Here is a 19,407-nt window from a genome sequence, read left to right on the forward strand (position 1 = left end):
GAGACAAATTTTGCAGATAGGCCCTTATAAACAGAACGAATATTTAATTATGTCTTTAGACGATCTAGATATAAGGAGTGGTGCAACCGAGCTCTACGCTCGACTCCCACGAACCTGATACATCACTTTCAAGCCCCTTCGACTCGATGCGCTGCAACAATGTGGCGAGATAGGCCAAACCCACAGGCCATTCATCCAGACCCGAGTCCGCATTGATATGGCCCTGCGCGCCCGCATCGACGAGCTCGCTGCCCCATAGCGCACCCCAGCTGAATGCGGTGCGCTGCGCCATCCAGGGGTCGTCGCGGCTCGCGATCAGCACCGTCGGAAATGGTAGCTTCCATGTCGGCAGCAGCGCGCCGACGCCAAACTTGTCTGGATCGGCCGGCGCCACGAGCAGCGCGCCCGCAATGCCGATCGGATCGAGCGATGCCTGGCGCAGTGTCGCCAGACAGCCAAAACTGTGCGCCACCAGCACGGCGCCGCCGTGCGCCACGCGTCGCGCGCGCATCACGCCCTCCGAAACACGCTCCGACCAAAGTGGCAGGCTCGGGCGCGACCAGTCGTGCTGCTCCACGCGTTGCCAGTCGGGATGGCGCGCCTCCCAGCGCGATTGCCAGTGCGCCGGCCCGCTGCCATGCAGCCCGGGCACGGTGAGGATCTGCAGCCCGCGCGGCACGGCCAGTGGCGGCGTTACCGACTTGATGGATGGTTCGGCGGACGGATGCGATGTACTCATGCTGGCTCCTGATTAGCTCCGCTCTCCCTCAGGGAGCGGGGCACTCACCAATCCCTGCAGGACTGGCGATGCCGCGTGCAATTGCCGTGCCGACACGGCCTCGCCGGCGGCAATCCCCTGCCCCAGCGCAATGCCCGCCGCCTGTAACCGCTCCACCGACAGCGAGTCCTGCAGGCGGCGCCCGATCAGCGTCACCCCCGCGCTAGCCGCGCTGGCACGCAGGCCGGACAATTGTCGATCGGTCCACGTGCGGCGCATGTCAAGCTTGAGCCAGTCCGGCAGCGCGTGCGCCATCAGCGCACCCGCCTCGGCCGGATCGGAGGCCTGCAGGCTCACCGCAAACCCATTGCGCCGATAATTGCCCACCACGTGCAGCAGCAGCGGCAGATCGTCGTTGGCACTCGCGGGCACCTGGATCACGAACCGCTCGAGCGGCAGCCCAAGCGACTGGAGCGCGCGCCGGAATGCGGCACCGTGATCGTCGGCCACGGCTGCGAGCAGCCGGTTATGCACATTGAGCACCAGCTTGTGCTCGCCGTCCCGCTCCGCGGGGCCGGCAAAATAGTTGATCGCATGCACTAGCCGCGACAGACGGTCGAGCGATACCAGCGAGGCATCGTCGGCCGCCATCGCGAACAGCTTCCATGCGGCCAGCCCTACGCCATCCTCGGCGTAGGTATGGATCGCACCCTCGTGCGCGACGACGCTGCGATCCGCCAGCGTGACCAGTGGCTCGAACACGCTCGTGAGCGAACAGTTGAAATACTGGCCCTGAACCTGGCCACTCGTATCGCGCCACAGTTCCCGCCCCGCGACGGGGCCACGGGGCAACGTTTCCAGATAGCGGTCGAGCGCGTCGGGCATGCTGAATTCCCTCAGAGCTTGGCCAGCGACACTTCTGTCGCCTTGACCAGCGCCACGACCTCGCTCCCCTTCACGAGCCCGAGATCGCGGATCGAACGCGTCGTGATGACCGACGTCACGATGCCGGCCGGCGTCTCCACATCGACCTCGGAAACCACCGGGCCCTCGATGATGTTTGCCACCTTGCCACGGAACTGATTACGTACGTTGATCGCCTGAATGCTCATGATAGAAGCTCCTTGGTGAAAGAATGTTCCTGCATGCCGGGGCTGACGGTCAGACCGCCCAGCCCACCGAGTCGAAGTGCCTGACCTTTGGCACTTCGACGACCACCTCTTCGCTACCCTCGTGCTGCATCACACGGCGCAGCACCCTGTCCTCGAGCTGCGCGAACGCGACCGAGCCGCGCTGACGCGGCCGCGGCAGATCCACGCGCTCGTCCAGCGCAATCTGGCCGTCTTCGATCAGCACGACACGATCGGCCAGCGCAATCGCCTCCGATACATCGTGCGTGACCAGCAGCGCGGTAAAACCCAGCCGGCGCCATAGCGATTCGATCAGCCCCTGCATCTCGATCCGCGTGAGCGCGTCGAGCGCGCCCAGTGGTTCGTCCAGCAGCAGCAGACGCGGGTGATGCACCAGCGCGCGCGCCAGCGCCACGCGTTGCCGTTGCCCGCCTGACAGCCGCGCGGGCCACTCCTGCGCGCGTTCGGCCAGACCCACCTGCGCCAGCACCGTGGCGGCATCCGCCACACGGGTGCGCGGCAGGCCGAGCGCCACGTTGTCCAGCACGCGCTTCCACGGCAGCAGCCGTGCGTCCTGGAACATCACGCGAATGTCGTCGCGCTGCGAACGGCCTTCGCGACCTTTGTGGCCATCGAATGTGATGTCACCTTCGTCGCTGCCTTCCAGGCCCGCCACCAGACGCAGCAGCGTGCTCTTGCCACAGCCGCTGCGACCCACGATCGCAACGAATTCGCCAGGCGTCGTGGTCAGCTCGATGCCGTGCAGCACCTCGCGTCCGTTGTAGCGCTTGACCACCTGCTCCACGTGCAGCGCTACGCCGCCCTGCGCACTGGTGCGGGCCTGCGTGTTGGCCTGTGTATGCGGGTGTGTCAGATCGCCAGCGGTCTGCCGTCGCAACGTGGCGTCCACGTAGGCCACGGCGGCCGCTTCGAGGGGATGACTTTGCATGCGATATCTCCTGCGTTGGCAATAACGGTGATGGCTCAGGAAGCCTGGTAACCCGGATGCCAGCGCAGCCAGTAACGTTCGAGCGCGCGCGACAGCACGTCGGCGAGCTTGCCGAGCAGCGCGTACAGCAGGATGCCCACCAGCACGACATCGGTCTGCAGGAATTCGCGCGCATTCATGGTCATGTAGCCGATGCCCGATTGCGCCGAGATGGTCTCGGCGACGATCAGAATCACCCACATCAAGCCGAGCGAGAACCGCACGCCAACCAGAATATTTGGCAGCGCGCCCGGCAGGATCACCTCGCGGTACAGGCGCCAGCCGGACAGGCCGTAGCTGCGCGCCATCTCGACGAGGCCCGGATCCACGGCACGAATGCCGTGATACGTATTCAGGTAGACCGGGAAGAACACGCCCAGCGCGACCAGAAACAGCTTTGCGGTCTCGTCGATGCCGAACCACAGGATCACGAGCGGGATCAACGCCAGCGTCGGGATATTGCGGATCATCTGCAGCGAGCTGTCGAGCAGCGTGGCCGCGGTACGGAACGTGCCCGTCAGCAGCCCCAGCAGCAGGCCGAGCCCGCCACCAACCGTCAGGCCAATCAGCGCCCGCCAGGTGCTGACCCAGACATGGCGCCACAGTTCGCCCGACACGGCCAGACCCCATGCTGCCTCGACCACCGCCAGCGGCGCGGGCAACACGCGGTTGGATAGCCAGCCTAGTTGCGACGCGACCTGCCACGTCACGATCAGCAGCACGGGCACGATCCACGGTGCCACGGCGCGCAGCACCGCCGGCACACGGGGCGTACCGGCTGCCTTGGTACTGCGGGATTTGGCAGCGGCCGGTTTGGCGCTGCCAATGTCATGGATAAGCGGTGCGGACATGACGCGCCCTCCTCAGCTTTGGGCGGCACGCGGCACGATGCCAGTTGCCATGACTTCACCGAACGGCCCGGACAGCACCTGCCCCGGTAGCTTCTCGCGCACGCTGCGCGGCAGCAGCGGGAACACCAGTTCGGCAAACCGGTACGCTTCCTCGAGGTGCGGATAGCCGGACAGGATGAACGTATCGATACCGAGCGATGCGTACTCTTCCATGCGCGCGGCCACGGTCTTCGGGTCGCCCACCAGCGCGGTGCCCGCGCCGCCGCGAACAAGGCCCACGCCGGCCCACAGGTTCGGGCTGATTTCGAGCGCCTCGCGGGTACGTGCATTCCTGCCGCCCGCGTGCAGCGCGGCCATGCGGCGCTGACCTTCGGAATCCATCTTCGCGAACACGGCCTGCGCGCGTGCCACAGTCTCGTCGTCGAGGCGGCTGATCAGATCCTCGGCTGCGGCCCATGCCGCATCCTCGGTCTCGCGCACGATCACGTGCAGGCGGATGCCAAAGCGCACGGTGCGGCCGAGCTTCTCGGCACGCGCGCGCACATCGGCGACTTTCTTCGCCACTTCGGCCGGTGGTTCGCCCCAGGTCAGATACGCTTCCACGTGCTCCGCGGCCAGATCGTGCGCGGCAGCCGACGAGCCGCCGAAGTACACGGGCGGGTGCGGACGTTGCAGCGGCGGATACAGGACGCGCGCGCCCTTGACGGTAATGTGCTTGCCAGTGAAGCTGATCTCGCCGCTTCCGTTGCCATCTCCGTGGCTGGCGGCCAGCACATCACGCCACACGCGGATGAACTCGGACGAAGCCTCGTAGCGCTCGGCGTGATCGAGAAACAGGCCATCGCCCTCGAGCTCGGCCACATCGCCACCGGTGACCAGATTGACCAGCAGGCGACCGTTCGAAATGCGGTCGAACGTTGCAGCCATGCGCGCGGCCAGTGTCGGCGTCATCAGGCCCGGGCGCACCGCGACCAGGAACTTGAGATTGCGCGTCACTGCGGCCAGCGCCGACGCGGCCACCCACGGGTCTTCGCATGACCGACCGGTCGGGATCAGAACGCCTTCGTAGCCGAGCGTGTCGGCCGCGACCGCGATCTGCTTCAGGTAATCGAAATTGACTTCGCGCGCGCCCTCGGACGTACCGAGGTAGCGGCTGTCGCCGTGCGTGGGGATAAACCAGAAGACTTGCATGAACGTTGCCTCGCAGCGAACTCGTTGGATAAGCGAACGAACGCTCCCCTGTCGGCCTGCAAACGGCGACATGCATGGAGCGAGGAGGAACAGGCAAGCCGGGGCCTGACGTTTCGTCAGGCCCCGGCGTTCAGGTATCAGCGCTTGCCAGGCTGATAGATCTGGTCGAACGAACCGCCATCGGCGAAGTGCGCCTTCTGGGCTTTCTGCCAGCCACCGAATGCTTCGTCGATCGTGAACAGCTTGACCTTCGGGAAATTGGACGCGTACTTGGCCGCGATCTTCTCGGAAATCGGGCGGTAGTAATTCTTCGCCGCGATCTCCTGACCTTCGTCCGTGTACAGGAACTGCAGGTAGGCCTCGGCCGCCTTGCGCGTACCCTTCTTGTCCACAACCTTGTCAACCACAGCCACCGGCGGCTCGGCCAGGATCGAGACCGACGGCACCACGATGTCGAACTTCTCCGGACCCAGTTCCTTCACCGCCAGGATCGCTTCGTTTTCCCACGCGATCAGCACGTCGCCCAGATTGCGCTCGACAAACGTCGTGGTCGCGCCGCGCGCGCCCGAGTCCAGCACCGGTACGTTCTTGAGCAGCGCGCCCACGAAGTCCTTGGCCTTCGCCTCGTTACCGCCCGGTTGGCGCAGGGCGTAGCCCCATGCCGCCAGGTAGTTCCAGCGCGCACCACCGGACGTCTTCGGATTCGGGGTAATCACCTGCACGCCCGGCTTGATCAGGTCGTTCCAGTCCTTGATCTGCTTCGGATTGCCCTTGCGCACCAGGAACACGATGGTCGAGGTGTACGGCGAGGCGTTGTGCGGCAGGCGCTTCTGCCAATCCGCCTTGAGCAGCCCCTTCTCGGCGATGGCATCGATGTCGTAGCCCAGTGCCAGCGTGACCACGTCGGCATCCAGACCATCGATAACCGAGCGCGCCTGCTTGCCCGAACCGCCGTGCGACTGACGAATCGTCACGGCGTCACCACCCTGGGCCTTCCAGGCCTTGGCGAACGCGGCGTTGACGTCAACGTACAGTTCCCGGGTCGGATCGTAGGAAACGTTGAGCAAAGTAGTGTTGGCCGAGGCGGTCTGGGCGACGCCAATCGCGGCAAATGCGGCAAGGCCGATGGCCAGCTTGCGAATCATCTGAAGTGCTCCCGTCTTAAAAGTATCGTGAATCGGCGCTTGGCGCCTGATCTGTCAGGGTTAGAGACTACCGATGCGCCTATCTGAGGGGAACGAATGGTTTCATCGAACCTTGCACGTTTTCCGCATAAGAACAGACGGCAATATGCACATACCGCAATGGAGTGGGCGACTCAGAGGAAAAAAACGGCTGCCGCGTAAAAAACGGCATGAAAAAAGCCCGCGACACTCACGCGTCGCGGGCCAAGTTTCCGTTGTGGAAACGGGTAGACAAGCCATGGAGAGCGCCCCCGCATCTCCATGACAGAGCCGATGTTAGCCACGATCCACTGGCTGAGTCTTGATATAGGTCAGGTTCGAGCGCCTTCGGATCCTCCCAACCGTCACAGACTGCAAGCTTTCACGTAACTGTCTGCCTGGCTAGAGCCGACGGCAGGCACCCCAGACGACGCTGTCGATGTCCTTGCGCATCTCGTTCAGGTAAATCAGCCGCTGCGCGCCCAGCGGCAGAAGTACCTGCTCGCGGATCAACTCCGTGCCGGGCAGCAGAGGCGGATCGAACCATTTCACATGGGCCAGCCCATCCACGGCGGCGGGCTTGGTCTCGCTGTACGGGCCGAACGACGCATTGCGTTGCAGATCGCTGATCACGCCCGGCAACATACCGACCGCAATGGTCTCGCCATCGATCCACATCGTATGCGCATCCATGGCGCCATTGAGCTGCGACCCCATCAGCGGGGTAATTCTGACGCCGGGCTGCCGGCATGCCCAGTTACCGAGCAGTGCATCCTCCTGCAGTGGCCTGGCGGTGCGCAGTACCCACGCGCCCAGGCCAAGCGTATCGCCCAGCGCCTGCTGCTGATCGACGAACAGCATCCACTCGGCGCCGTCCCGCGCAACGAACACGCGGCCCGCGTGTTCGCCGTCCGCCAGCAGATCGAATGCGCCTGGATAGCGGGTCTGATCCGCCGGGCGCAGCATCGCGCCCGGCGCCTTCGCGCCCGTGTCCGGCGCCACGCAATCGTCGCGGTAGTTCTGACCGGGACAGACCAGCAATCGCCCGTCCGGCATGATGCTGGCCTGGCCCGCCGCGGCCTTGTTGCCGCCATGGGCGGCCGTCAGGTCGCCCTCCATCCTGTCGACGCGCGTCGTCACGAACGCATAGGTCCCCGCAATGGACGCGGTGGCCGGCAGCGCGCGCAGGCTGGTGGCGAGCATCAACCCTGCCAGCCGCGGCGCGCTCGGCAGCGCGGACCCGGGCACGTTGGCAATATCGCCTTCCAGCAAGTCACCGGCGATCCGGAAGCCAATCTCGATGTCGTCGAGTCGTGCCACCACATGCGGGGCAGGCGGTGTATCGGCACCCGCCACCCCGAGATTGGTGACCACATAGCTGTCGTCGTCGGACAGCAGGTCGCCGACGACGCTGCCATCGATCCCGAATGGGGAATCGCTGAAGCGTACCGTGACCTTGCCGGCTTCGGGCGCGTCGAGCGTCACGGCGACCGTGCCGCCGATCGACAGCATGCCGAGGTAATACTTCGACACCGGCTTAGACACCGGCTTCGGCACCGCCTGACCGTTGCCTTCCGCACTGGCATCTTGCGCCGAGGGTGCGGCGGCTTGCTCGGACGGACATCCCGCGAGCATGGAACAGAGTACGCCTGTCAGCGACCATGCCCACGGACGTGCCCACAAGCGCCGCCGGTGAAGCATGGCTGCACCCACGGCTGGCCCTCCCATCAGCGCGGTCGGCGAGGCGGCCGTTTGAGCAACGGCTTCTCGCACAGGCCCCAGACCGAGCTTTCGGCCTGCCCTCCAGCCGCGTCGTCGACTTCGCGCAGATAGACGAACACATCCGGAGCGAGCGGCAGCACGACCTGCTCGCTCACGATCTCCGTGCCCACCGGCGCCGGCACCTGCGCCCACAACGCGTGCGCCACGCCGGGCAGCTTCCTCGCCGGATCGGTCGCCGGCTTCGACGGATTGTCGACCCGGAACCCGGCATTGAGCGTCAGGTTCGCCGATTCCACTGGCCGCATGTCCGCGGTCGCCATCGCTCCGTCCTTCACGCTCAGCAACGTGCCATCGATCTTGCCATTGAGCCCCGGCGGATTGAGTCCCAGCATCGCCGGATCGATCCCTGCTTCGCGACAGGCCCAGTCGCCATCCAATTGGCCACCCCGCATGGGCGACGTCACGGCTTGCATGACCCACGTGCCGATCCTGACCTGGCCGGACGCCACGAGCTGCTGTTGCAGCATGCGGAGATTCCACTTGCCGCCGTCGTCCTGTACGAACAGACGGCCGATCACCACGCCCTCGTCTACGACCTCGAACTGCCCGGGATGACGCGTCTGATCGGCGGGACGCAACTGCGCCCCCATGGTCGCGTCGCCGGCTCTCACCGGCTTGCATCCCACGGCATGCTCCTGGTTCGGACAAGTCGTGAGCATGCCGTCGTCATCGATCCGCAGTTGACCCACCTGCACGAGCTGCGTACCGGGCAACGGCGCGGGAGACCCCGACGGATACCGTGCCGCTTCGACCATGTAGTTGTAAGTCCCGACCAGACTGGCCAGCGCCGGCGCACTGCGGGTATTGACGGCATGGATCAGACCGGCCAGCCGCGCCGAACCGGGATGTCGCGTCCGGCTCGCGCCGCCCGCTTCGCCCGCCTGCGCCAGCGCAATGTTGGGTACACCCTCGATGTCCCCTCGCAGGGCGCCATTGTCGACGCCAAACCGGAGCTCGATGTCCGGCAGCGCGGCGATCAGTGCGTCGGGCGGCGGATTGCTGCCATCCGCCGCGAGCCCCTTCACGCTCTGCACGCTACGTCCTGGTGGCGCGCTCAAACTGCCGACGATGGCGCCGGTCAATCCGAACGGCGAGTCCTCGAAGCGGATCGTGACCTTGCCGGCCGCCGGCCGATCCAGCGTGATGACGATGGAACCGCCGAACGACAGCGTCCCGCGATAGACGACGAGCCCGTTCTCGGCTGCTGGCTTCGGTAGCAGCGCAGGATCCGATGCCGTGCCATTGGTCGTGCCGTTGGTTGTGACGTTGGTCGTGTCGTTGGTAGTGTCGTTGGTAGTGCCGGTTTTCGTACTGGTCGGGTTCGGACCGATTTGCTCGGGGCATCCCCAGAGCATCAGACAGGCGGGAAGAATCGCCCAGCGACCCGCGTGCCGTGCCACACGCCTTGTTACGTGCCCTGCTACTTGCCTTGTTGCTTGCTCGGTTGCTTGCTCGCCTGGTTGCGTGCCTGGTTGTTGTACCGCTTGCTTTGCCGACTTTGCCGACTTTGCCGCTGTGTCTCTTGCCATCATGTCCTCGCGCGTTCGACTGAAACATGAACGAGGCTAGACGGCCACTGCCAGCAGGGAATTGATCGCCATCAAGTGCGAGAGCACGCGCGCGATGACGATCGACAATTCGGAAAAGGACGGTGTGTGCGCGCCCCGCCCGCATGGGCGAGGCGCGCCAACTCGGCGTTATACGATCACGGACGGAACGTGTCGCCCAGCACCACGCCTTCGCGGCGCGGATCGGTACCGCCGGTCCAGATCGCCGTGCCACCGTTTTGCGAGCGCATGATCGTGTTCACGCCGCTGGACTGCGCGGATGTGGACACCGTATGGCCAAGCGCGCGCAGGCCGGTAATCAGCAGATCGTTGTTGCCGCTGTTCGTGATATCGACGTTCGGATGCTCGCCACCCACGGTGGTGGTCGCGCTGTTGCTCGCGCCAAAGTCCACCAGCCCCGACGACTGCTGCGCATCGAGACCCCAGTCGAGCACGCCGACGAGCGTCTTCACCACGTACTGCGGAATGGTGCCGCCACCCGGCGAGCCGGTCGCCATGAAGAAGTCCCCAATCGAACCGTCAGCGGCCTTGCGGAATACCATCGTCGGCGCCATCGAGCTGCGCGGACGCTTGCCCGGTTGCACGCGATTGGCGATCGGTACCCCGAGCCCATCGGTCGGCGCCGCGTTGAAGTCCGTCAGCTGGTTGTTGAGCAGGAAGCCATTGGTCATGTGGAACGACCCCATGCTCGACTCGACCGAGGTGGTCGCGCTGACCACGCTGCCGTCCGCATCGACGATCGTGAACTGGTTGGTACCGTGCTCGATCAACGACTGCACGCCCAGCGGCACACTGCCGAGGTTGCCCGCAGTGGACGTGTGCATGCTGACCGTCGGCGAGATCAGCGCCGCGCGCGATGCCATGTACGGCTTGTTCAGCATCGTGTTGGCGGAGCCACCCGGCAGCGGCACGAAGTCCGTGTCGGCCACGTACTTGTCACGATCGGAGTAGGCCAGACGCTCGGCTTCGCTCACGTAATGCACGCCGAGCACGCCGGGCTTGCCGCCTTCGCCATCGATCGCGGTGGGCTTCATCGACGCCATGTCGAAGTTCTCGAGAATCCCCATTGCCGACAGCACCGTGATACCGCCCGACGTCGGGGGCGGCGCACCGCAGATCCAGTACGCGCGATACGTCGTGCATACCGGCTCGCGCATCTTCGCCTGATACGCGGCCAGATCCGCCAGCGTGGTCTTGCCCGGCGTGATGGCACTGCCGTCCACCGCGGTGGTCGTGGCGATCTTGTTGACGATATCCAGCCCGATCTGGCCCGTGTAGATCGCGTTGGCGCCGTTGGCGGCCATCTGCGACAACGTGTTCGCATAGGCCGGATTCTTGAGCACCGTACCCAATGCCTTCGGCGTGCCATCGGCATTGAAGAAGTACGCGGTCGCCTCCGCATCGCGCTTCAGCGACGCCGCGTTGCTCGAGATCGCCGCCGCCAGACGGCCGCCGATCGGGAAGCCATTCGATGCCAGCGAGATCGCATCGCCGAACAAATCCTTCCAGGCCAGCTTGCCGTGCTCCTTCTGCACACGCTCGATCAGGCGCGGAATGCCGATCGTGCCGATCGAACGGCCACTCGCGCGCGCGCTCGGCACGGGCACCGTCTGGTTGGTCACGTCGTCGATATAGCGCAGGTAGTTCTCGGTGGCCGCGGCCGGCGCCGACTCACGCCCGTCGTAGGCCTGCACGCTCTTGGTACGCGCATCGTAGTAGAGCATGAAGCCGCCCGAGCCCATGCCCGTGGCTTCCGGCACGGTCAGGCCGAGCACCGACTGCACCGCCACGGCGGCGTCCGCCGCGCTGCCGCCTTTCTTGAGCACCGCGCATCCCGCCGCGCTCGCGTAGGCGTTCGAGGTGGAGACCATGTAGGTCTTCGCGCTAACCGGCTTGAGGCCCGCGCGATAGCCCGATGCCGGCTCCGGCAACGACGGATCGCCGGGCTGGTTCGAGCCCACGACAACGGTGCTGCCGTTGTCCGCCAGCACCTGGCAGCTGGTGTCGGCCGGCGTGACCGGCGTCGTCGGGGGCGGCGTGGACGCGGTGGACGAATTGTCGTCACTGCCGCCGCACGAGATGATCAACAGGGTACTGGCGACAGCCGTGGCCAATGCCAGTTGTGTTTTTCTTAGATGCAACACGGGATTTTTCCTCCGGAACTACAAGAAAAAAACAAAAAGCGTCCCCCTGCCGCGCTGGTGGCTCAACCAGGGCGGCAACAAGGAATGCTCGGCGAAAAAAGGGGAAACAGAGGGCTCGCGCTACGGCGAGAAGAGGCTCAGCAAATGCGTATCGGCCATGATGCGGTGGGGGCTCGTTTTTGTATGAAACGTGTCCAGCGTACTACACGCATATCGATATGCAAGAACGCCATATAGGCGTTTATTACAGAGTATTTTTGGTGCAGCACCGCGTCGCAGCACGAATATTCGCGCTGCCCAGACACAGGGCCATGTGCACTGCAGCGGCGCAACGGGCGCAACGAAGTTGCACCGACACCAATGAAAAAGCCCGTGTCCGGTACATGCGATTCACGCATGCATCAAACACGGGCCAGTCCGCAAACTACGCGGGCACCCACTTGGGGTGGCCCGCTTACCACGGTTTCTTTCGTCAGGCTTTCAAGCTCAGCCCTTCACTGCATCCAGCGCGGCGTTCAGCGTCTTGCTCGGACGCATCACGGCCTCCAGCTTGGCAAAGTCCGGCTGATAGTAACCACCGATGTCCACGGCCTTGCCCTGTACGTCCGCCAGTTCGCCAACGATCGTCTTTTCGTTGTCGGTCAGCGTCTTCGCCAGTTGCTTGAAGGTCTCGGCCAACGCGGTGTCCTGCGTCTGCGCGGCGAGTTCCTGCGCCCAGTACATGGCCAGGTAGAACTGGCTGCCACGGTTGTCGAGCTGACCGGTCTTCGGCGACGGGCTCTTGTTGTTGTCGAGCAGCTTGCCGGTTGCGGCGTCGAGCGTCTTGGCCAGGATCTTGGCGCGTTCGTTGCCGGTCTTGATACCCAGCTCTTCCAGCGACACTGCCAGCGCAAGGAACTCACCCAGCGAATCCCAGCGCAGGTGGTTCTCTTCCACCAGCTGCTGCACGTGCTTCGGTGCCGAACCACCGGCGCCCGTTTCGTACAGACCGCCACCGGCCATCAGCGGCACGATCGACAGCATCTTGGCGCTGGTGCCCAGTTCCATGATCGGGAACAGGTCGGTCAGGTAGTCGCGCAGGATGTTGCCGGTTGCCGAGATCGTGTCGAGACCGCGAATCACGCGCTCGAGCGTGTAACGCATCGCGCGAACCTGCGACATGATCTGGATGTCCAGACCCTTGGTGTCGTGATCCTTCAGGTAGGTTTCCACCTTCTTGATCAGCTCGGCTTCGTGCGGACGGTACGGGTCCAGCCAGAACACGACCGGCGTGTTCGAGTTGCGCGCGCGCGTCACGGCCAGCTTCACCCAGTCGCGGATCGGTGCGTCCTTGACCTGGCACATGCGCCAGATATCGCCGGCTTCCACGTTCTGCGTCAGCAGCACTTCACCGGTGGCCAGGTCGACGATGCGCGCTTCGCCGGCTTCCGCCACTTCGAAGGTCTTGTCGTGCGAACCGTATTCCTCGGCCTGCTGGGCCATCAGGCCGACGTTCGGCACCGTGCCCATCGTCACCGGATCGAACGCGCCGTTGGTCTTGCAGAAGTTGATCACTTCCTGATAGATCCGGGCAAACGTGCTTTCCGGGATCACGGCCTTGGTGTCCTTCGGACGGCCGTCGGCGCCCCACATCTTGCCGCCGATACGAATCATGGCCGGCATCGATGCATCGACGATCACGTCGTTCGGCGCGTGCAGGTTCGAGATACCCTTGGCCGAGTCCACCATCGCCAGTTCCGGACGATGCTCGTGGCAGGCGTGCAGGTCGCGCACGATTTCTTCTTTCTTCGACTCCGGCAGCGACTCGATCTTCGCGTACAGGTCCACCAGGCCGTTGTTCACGTTGATGCCCAGCTCGTCGAACAGCTTGCCGTGCTTCTCGAACGCTTCCTTGTAGAAGATGCGCACGGCGTGGCCGAATACGATCGGGTGCGACACCTTCATCATGGTCGCCTTCACGTGCAGCGAGAACATGACGCCGGTTTCGCGCGCGTCTTCCATCTGCTCTTCATAGAAGTCGCACAGCGCCTTCTTGCTCATGAACATGCTGTCGATGACCTCGCCGTCCAGCAGCGACACCTTCGGCTTCAGCACGATGGTCTTGCCGCTCTTGGTCACGAGCTCCATCTTGACGTCGCGCGCGCGGTCCACCGTCATCGACTTTTCGCCGTGGTAGAAGTCGCCATGCTTCATGTGGGCTACGTGCGTGCGCGACGCCATGCTCCACTTGCCCATCGAATGCGGGTGCTTGCGCGCGAAATTCTTTACGGCCAGCGGCGCGCGGCGGTCGGAGTTGCCTTCGCGCAGCACGGGGTTCACGGCGCTGCCGATGACCTTTGCATAGCGCTGGCGGATCGCCTTTTCTTCGTCGGTCTTCGGATCTTCCGGATAATCGGGGATCTTGTAGCCCTTCGACTGGAGCTCCTTGATCGCGCTGGTCAGCTGGAACACCGACGCGCTGATGTTCGGCAGCTTGATGATGTTGGTGTCTTCCAGCAGCGTCAGGCGACCCAGTTCGCTCAGGTTGTCCGGTACGCGCTGCTCTTCGGTCAGGTATTCAGGAAACAAGCCCAGGATGCGGCCCGCCACCGAGATGTCGCTCGTCTCGACGTTCACGCCAGCGGGCTTTGCGAACGTGCGGATGATCGGCAGGAAGGCGCTGGTCGCCAGCAGCGGGGCCTCGTCGGTCAGGGTGTAGATGATGGTGGGCTGCTGGGTACTCATTGCATGTCTCGCGATAAATAATCAGGTTAGGAAATCGCCGTCGCGCACATTTGCATGCAGGGCGGCAAACCGCAATTTTGCCTGATTTTGCTTTCGGGGGGATTGCATTGAGGCGGCTTTCTACGAAAAGCGCCGAAAAATACAGATTTGGGTCCGTTCTCACGCCATTGCAGCGCAAGTTTATTGTGCCCCTCCCCCGCAGGGGAGGGGCATCCTTCCTCAGTCCAGCGCCTTGCCGAACGTGAACTCGCCGTCGGCATAGTCCACCGGCACCACATCCTTTGCCGCGAACTTGCCTTCGAGAATCGCCCGGGCCACCGGGTTCTCGATCTGCTGCTGGATCGCGCGCTTCAACGGCCGCGCACCGAATACCGGGTCGTAGCCCGCGCTGGCAATGCGCGCCAGCGCCGCCTCCGTGACCTCCAGCGTCATGTCCATGCGGGCCAGACGCACCTGCAGACGCTGCAGCTGGATGCGCGCGATGGACTCGATATTCTTCTGGTCCAGCGCGTGGAACACCACCACCTCGTCGATCCGGTTCAGGAACTCGGGCCGGAAATGCGTGCGCACCTCCTGCCAGACCGCGCCCTTCACCACGTCCTGCGGCTCGCCCGACATCGACTGGATCAGATGCGACCCGAGGTTGGACGTCATCACGATCACCGTGTTCTTGAAGTCCACGGTACGGCCCTGCCCGTCGGTCAGACGGCCATCGTCAAGCACCTGCAGCAGCACGTTGAACACGTCCGGGTGGGCCTTCTCCACCTCGTCGAGCAGCACCACCGAATACGGCTTGCGGCGCACGGCTTCGGTCAGGTAACCGCCTTCCTCATAGCCCACGTATCCCGGCGGCGCGCCGATCAGCCGGCTCACGCTGTGCTTCTCCATGAATTCGCTCATGTCGATGCGGATCAGATGATCCTCCGAGTCGAACATGAACTCGGCCAGCGCCTTGCACAGCTCGGTCTTGCCCACGCCGGTCGGCCCGAGGAACAGGAACGAGCCATACGGCTTGTTCTCGTCCGCAAGGCCCGCGCGCGAGCGGCGGATCGCATCGGACACCAGGCGCACGGCCTCGTCCTGGCCAACCACGCGCGCATGCAGGCGGTCTTCCATCTTCAGCAGCTTCTCGCGCTCGCCCTGCATCATCTTCGACACGGGAATACCGGTCGCGCGGCTCACCACCTCGGCAATTTCCTCGGCGCCAACCTGCGTGCGCAGCAGCTTGTTGGGCTGCTTCTGCTCGTTGGCCTCGGCCTTGTTCGCCGCCTGCAGCTTGCCTTCGAGTTCCGGCAGCTTGCCGTACTGCAGCTCCGCCACCTTGTCCAGCTTGCCGGCGCGTTGCAGGCGCGTGATCTCCAGACGAATCTGTTCGATCTCTTCCTTAAGCGCGGCGGCACCCTGCGCGGCACCCTTCTCGGCGCGCCAGATCTCGTCGAGGTCCGCGTACTCCTTCTCCAGGCGCGTGATTTCCTGCTCGATCAGCTCCAGACGCTTGCGCGACGCCTCGTCGGTTTCCTTCTTCACCGCCTCGCGTTCGATCTTGAGCTGGATCGTGCGGCGCTCGAGCTTGTCCATCGCCTCCGGCTTGGAGTCGATTTCCATCTTGATGCGCGCGCCCGCCTCGTCGATCAGGTCGATCGCCTTGTCCGGCAAAAAGCGGTCCGTGATGTACCGGTGCGAGAGCTCCGCCGCGGCGACGATGGCCGGGTCGGTAATCTCCACGCCGTGGTGCAGCTCGTACTTTTCCTGCAGCCCGCGCAGGATGGCGATGGTCGCCTCGACGCTCGGCTCGTCGACGAGCACCTTCTGGAAGCGGCGTTCGAGCGCGGCGTCCTTCTCGATGTACTTGCGGTACTCATCCAGCGTGGTCGCGCCGATGCAATGCAGCTCGCCGCGCGCAAGCGCGGGCTTGAGCATGTTGCCCGCGTCGATCGCACCCTCGGCCTTGCCCGCGCCGACCATGGTGTGGATCTCGTCGATAAACACGATGGTCTGGCCTTCATCCTTGGCCACGTCGCTGAGCACCGCCTTCAGGCGTTCCTCGAACTCGCCGCGATACTTGGCGCCGGCCAGCAGGCCCGCCATGTCGAGCACCAGCACGCGCTTGTTCTTCAGCGACTCGGGCACCTCGCCGTTGACGATGCGCTGGGCCAGGCCTTCCACGATGGCGGTCTTGCCCACGCCCGGCTCGCCGATCAGCACCGGATTGTTCTTGGTGCGACGCTGCAGGATCTGAATGGCGCGACGAATCTCGTCGTCACGGCCGATCACGGGGTCGAGCTTGCCCACGCGGGCACGCTCGGTCAGGTCCACGGTGTATTTCTTGAGTGCTTCGCGCTGTGACTCGGCATCGGCGCTGTTGACGCCGTCGCCGCCACGCACGGCCACGATCGCCGCCTCGAGCGACTTGCGCGACAGGCCGTTCTCGCGCGCGACGCGTCCGGCCTCGCCCTTGTCGTCGGAGACCGCGAGCAGGAACAGCTCGCTGGCGATGAACTGGTCGTTACGCTTGAGCGCTTCCTTCTCGGTGGCGTTGAGCAGACTGACGAGCTCGCGCCCGATCTGCACCTCGTTGTTGCCCGATACCTGCGGTAGCCGCTTGATGGCGGCATCCAGCGCGGTTTGCAGGCCGTTCACATTGACGCCGGCGCGCGTCAGCAAGCCGCGTGCCGCGCCATCGTTCTGGGCGAGCAGCGCGCGCAGCAGATGCTGCGGGTCGATGTACTGGTTGTCGTTGGCCAGTGCCAGGCTTTGCGCATCGGACAGCGCTTCCTGGAACCGGGTAGTGAATTTATCTAGACGCATGTAAAACCCTCTCTCTCGCGCTAATACTGTTGACTTCCGAAAGATAGGGCTTTGTGTAGTCTTTTCAAGACGCGCCGATGCCAAAGTGGCAGTCGGCGCGTAATTACTTATAAATCACATTCAAAAAACCGCTCAATTCGGCACATCAACGAGGCCCGGCGATACCGTGATCGCATTGGCCGGCGCGGGCGAAGCCGAGATCGGCGGCACGTTCGAGGCCGTGATCGCCGGCGCTACCGTCCCATTGAGCCCGCCACGGGACGTTGTGCGCACCACCTGCGACGGCGGCAGCGGCTGACTGCTGCGCAGGTTGGCGTACACCGCGTCGAGCGCACGGTTCAGATACAGGTGCAGCGGAATATATCGATTGCTGTACCCCGGGATCGCGCCGATAAACGCGTCGAAGTGCTGGCCGTTCTCCACTTCGATATACGACAGCTTGCTGGCTGTGCCTTCCTGCAGGCGGTTGAACGCGAGATAAGGCCGCGACGTGTGGTTGACCGGCAGCAGGCCATCGCTGCGGCCATGCACGATCACCGCCGGCTTGCCACGCAGGTTCCCGGTGCGATACGTCTGTCCAATGCCGGTCTGCACCGCCAGCGCCTGAGCGGTGGTACCCGTCAGCAGGTCGCGCAGGCACTTGGCACCCGGGAAGTTCGCATCGGCCACGCCGCTGCCAGCCGAGACAGACACGAAGTCGCGAGTCGGACCGCCCACCGCCAGATCGTTGATCAGCGTCACACCGCCACCGGGTGGCACGCCATTACCGGTAGAGAAGAACACGTTGAGCACGGCCGGCGAGATCTGCACCGGCGTGGATGCGCCACCGCCAATCGCCGCAAAGCTGTAATTGCACAGCCGGTCCGTCACGCTGGCGCGCGCATACGCGTTGGCATACGTGACCGAGATCGAACTGCCGACTTCGAGCGCGGACAGCGATGCGTACAGTTCATCCGACTCGGACTCCCAGCCGGCCGCGCGCAACGCGGACAGCGCGCTCGCGGACCGCGTGCTGATGTCGGGCCCGGTCACCAGACCAGCGCCAGCCAGCGCCGCGCAACGATTGCCGGCGGTCACGCCGGGCACGGCGGTCAGGAACGGGGCGTTGACCAGGTTCACATCCTGGCTCGCGCACAACTGCATCAGGTTCGCCGTGGTCGTGTAGTCGTAGAGGTGCTTGCCCGAGGCCGGCACCGGGACACCGCCGCGCCGTACCGTCACCCCCGCGGTCGGCGGCAGGTTAAGGTTCGGCTCGCCCACCGCCACGCCGTCGATCAGGCCGGTGGTGTCCTGCTCGGCCGCGGCCATCGCGGCGCCACCGCCATTCGACACCGCCGAGGCGATCACGATGATCTTGTCCTTGCCGATGCTGGCCTGGCGCGAGCCGTCGGTGTTGAGCGCACCAAAACGATCATTGATCGCCCAAATCGCGAATTCGATGGCCTGCAGCGTGTTATTGCCCCAGTCCTTCTCGGGGTTCTGCTGCGAATGCGCGTGTTTGAAGGCGAGCCGATGCGGGAACGCCGCGGTGAAGTCCGACAGCGATTGCGCGCCCGGCTGCGCCGCGAACTGCGCGGTCTTGCCCGCGCCTACGCGGGCCGCGCGCGTGCCGTTGATCAGCGGCACGGTATCGGTGTCGAGGTCGTGCGGCGCCGCGCCGGTACCCTTGTCGGTGAACGCCACCGCGCAGCCGCGCTTGAGCCCCCACTCGGCCACCGCGATGCCGCCATAAATACCGCGCGAGCCCGACGACGTCGCCGAGATCAGGCACGGATTGGTCGGGTCGAACGTGCTCGGCACCTGCACCATCAATGTCACGTTCTGCCGGCCCGTACCATCGTCGGAGAACGCCAGATACTCGAAGCCCGCGATCTTGCCCTGACTGGCAGTGACATTGCCCTGCGCGTCGACATTGGGCCCGTACAGGGAGCCGTAGCCACCAGCCGCCGTGGTATCGACGATCGCGCGATAGTTGTTCCAGATCGCATAGCGGCGCAATTCGGCCGCCGTGGGCGCTGTGGGGTCGGCGGGTACTGGCGCCGTGGCGCTACTGATACCGTCCTTGCCGAGGCCGCCAGTCAGCAGATCGTCGGTATTGCCGTCGTAGGACAGGACATTGATGGGGCCGACCACGAATGTGGGCCGGTTGTTCGGATTCTGGGTGGTGCTGCCACCTCCGCCGCCACCGTTATTGTTATTGTCAGAGCCGCCGCAGGCGGTAATGGCGATGGTGCCGATCGCGAGGGCGATCAGCTTTTGGCTCGCATGCATGGACTGTCTCCGTTGTCATGAACTGCTTGTGGGGCAAATCAGACGACACAAAAACACGCACAACAACGG

The 19,407-nt window shown here is 64.5% G+C and carries 14 protein-coding genes; 1 reads left to right on the forward strand and 13 read right to left on the reverse strand.

What is annotated here, in order from left to right; translation table 11 throughout:
* Positions 1-64: 64 nt before the first annotated feature.
* From LDO41_RS23805 to LDO41_RS23850, 10 genes are all read right to left on the reverse strand, one after another.
* A complete protein-coding gene (locus LDO41_RS23805) occupies positions 65-739 on the reverse strand; it encodes an RBBP9/YdeN family alpha/beta hydrolase (protein WP_223992723.1) in 675 nt (224 codons plus the stop codon).
* A gap of 12 nt (positions 740-751) precedes the next feature.
* Positions 752-1,603, reverse strand: coding sequence for an EAL domain-containing protein (locus tag LDO41_RS23810; RefSeq protein WP_223992724.1), 852 nt, complete (start codon positions 1,601-1,603; stop codon positions 752-754).
* An 11-nt stretch (positions 1,604-1,614) separates the two neighbouring features.
* Positions 1,615-1,830: a TOBE domain-containing protein gene (locus LDO41_RS23815; protein ID WP_109581308.1), complete on the reverse strand. Its 216-nt coding sequence runs from the start codon at positions 1,828-1,830 to the stop codon at positions 1,615-1,617.
* 49 nt (positions 1,831-1,879) lie between these two features.
* Positions 1,880-2,797, reverse strand: coding sequence for an ATP-binding cassette domain-containing protein (locus LDO41_RS23820; protein WP_223992725.1), 918 nt, complete (start codon positions 2,795-2,797; stop codon positions 1,880-1,882).
* A 35-nt stretch (positions 2,798-2,832) separates the two neighbouring features.
* Positions 2,833-3,687 (reverse strand): aliphatic sulfonate ABC transporter permease SsuC, encoded by an 855-nt coding sequence (gene ssuC, locus LDO41_RS23825; protein WP_223992727.1) that lies wholly within the window; start codon positions 3,685-3,687, stop codon positions 2,833-2,835.
* Between the two features lie 12 nt (positions 3,688-3,699).
* The gene (gene ssuD / locus LDO41_RS23830) at positions 3,700-4,878 is read right to left on the reverse strand and encodes an FMNH2-dependent alkanesulfonate monooxygenase (RefSeq protein WP_223992735.1); all 1,179 of its coding nucleotides are present in this window, start codon (positions 4,876-4,878) and stop codon (positions 3,700-3,702) included.
* Between the two features lie 137 nt (positions 4,879-5,015).
* Complete coding sequence (locus LDO41_RS23835; RefSeq protein WP_223992737.1) at positions 5,016-6,023, reverse strand: sulfate ABC transporter substrate-binding protein; 1,008 nt, start codon at positions 6,021-6,023, stop codon at positions 5,016-5,018.
* 420 nt (positions 6,024-6,443) lie between these two features.
* Positions 6,444-7,676 carry a hypothetical protein gene (locus LDO41_RS23840; protein ID WP_223992739.1) on the reverse strand — a complete coding sequence of 411 codons (1,233 nt, stop codon included), beginning with the start codon at positions 7,674-7,676 and terminating at the stop codon, positions 6,444-6,446.
* A gap of 92 nt (positions 7,677-7,768) precedes the next feature.
* The gene (locus LDO41_RS23845; protein WP_223992740.1) at positions 7,769-9,178 is read right to left on the reverse strand and encodes a hypothetical protein; all 1,410 of its coding nucleotides are present in this window, start codon (positions 9,176-9,178) and stop codon (positions 7,769-7,771) included.
* Positions 9,179-9,528: 350 nt separating this feature from the next.
* On the reverse strand, positions 9,529-11,481 hold the full coding sequence (locus LDO41_RS23850; protein ID WP_223992855.1) for a gamma-glutamyltransferase family protein: 1,953 nt from the start codon (positions 11,479-11,481) through the stop codon (positions 9,529-9,531).
* On the opposite strand from LDO41_RS23850, the gene LDO41_RS23855 reads away from it, so the two are divergent.
* The gene (locus LDO41_RS23855; protein ID WP_223992857.1) at positions 11,369-11,722 is read left to right on the forward strand and encodes a hypothetical protein; all 354 of its coding nucleotides are present in this window, start codon (positions 11,369-11,371) and stop codon (positions 11,720-11,722) included. The two genes, LDO41_RS23850 and LDO41_RS23855, sit on opposite strands and share 113 nt — an antisense overlap.
* A 299-nt stretch (positions 11,723-12,021) precedes the next feature.
* On the opposite strand, the gene LDO41_RS23860 is transcribed toward LDO41_RS23855, so the two are convergent.
* The 3 genes from LDO41_RS23860 to LDO41_RS23870 form a co-directional block, all read right to left on the reverse strand.
* Positions 12,022-14,259, reverse strand: coding sequence for an NADP-dependent isocitrate dehydrogenase (locus LDO41_RS23860; RefSeq protein WP_223992742.1), 2,238 nt, complete (start codon positions 14,257-14,259; stop codon positions 12,022-12,024).
* Between the two features lie 219 nt (positions 14,260-14,478).
* Positions 14,479-17,067, reverse strand: coding sequence for an ATP-dependent chaperone ClpB (gene clpB / locus LDO41_RS23865; RefSeq protein WP_223992744.1), 2,589 nt, complete (start codon positions 17,065-17,067; stop codon positions 14,479-14,481).
* Between the two features lie 132 nt (positions 17,068-17,199).
* Positions 17,200-19,338, reverse strand: coding sequence for a D-(-)-3-hydroxybutyrate oligomer hydrolase (locus LDO41_RS23870; RefSeq protein ID WP_223992751.1), 2,139 nt, complete (start codon positions 19,336-19,338; stop codon positions 17,200-17,202).
* Positions 19,339-19,407: the final 69 nt, after the last annotated feature.

The sequence above is a fragment of the Cupriavidus pampae genome (assembly GCF_914271485.1).
In the GTDB taxonomy this organism is placed as follows: domain Bacteria; phylum Pseudomonadota; class Gammaproteobacteria; order Burkholderiales; family Burkholderiaceae; genus Cupriavidus; species Cupriavidus pampae.

Coding starts and splice junctions, on each gene's coding strand:
- LDO41_RS23840 (WP_223992739.1), bottom strand. CDS start 7,676: ATGCTCGCGGGATGTCCGTCCGAGCAAGCCGCCGCACCCTCGGCGCAA.
- LDO41_RS23815 (WP_109581308.1), bottom strand. CDS start 1,830: ATGAGCATTCAGGCGATCAACGTACGTAATCAGTTCCGTGGCAAGGTG.
- clpB (WP_223992744.1), bottom strand. CDS start 17,067: ATGCGTCTAGATAAATTCACTACCCGGTTCCAGGAAGCGCTGTCCGAT.
- LDO41_RS23805 (WP_223992723.1), bottom strand. CDS start 739: ATGAGTACATCGCATCCGTCCGCCGAACCATCCATCAAGTCGGTAACG.
- LDO41_RS23870 (WP_223992751.1), bottom strand. CDS start 19,338: ATGCATGCGAGCCAAAAGCTGATCGCCCTCGCGATCGGCACCATCGCC.
- LDO41_RS23835 (WP_223992737.1), bottom strand. CDS start 6,023: ATGATTCGCAAGCTGGCCATCGGCCTTGCCGCATTTGCCGCGATTGGC.
- LDO41_RS23845 (WP_223992740.1), bottom strand. CDS start 9,178: ATGCTCTGGGGATGCCCCGAGCAAATCGGTCCGAACCCGACCAGTACG.
- LDO41_RS23810 (WP_223992724.1), bottom strand. CDS start 1,603: ATGCCCGACGCGCTCGACCGCTATCTGGAAACGTTGCCCCGTGGCCCC.
- LDO41_RS23820 (WP_223992725.1), bottom strand. CDS start 2,797: ATGCAAAGTCATCCCCTCGAAGCGGCCGCCGTGGCCTACGTGGACGCC.
- ssuC (WP_223992727.1), bottom strand. CDS start 3,687: ATGTCCGCACCGCTTATCCATGACATTGGCAGCGCCAAACCGGCCGCT.
- ssuD (WP_223992735.1), bottom strand. CDS start 4,878: ATGCAAGTCTTCTGGTTTATCCCCACGCACGGCGACAGCCGCTACCTC.
- LDO41_RS23860 (WP_223992742.1), bottom strand. CDS start 14,259: ATGAGTACCCAGCAGCCCACCATCATCTACACCCTGACCGACGAGGCC.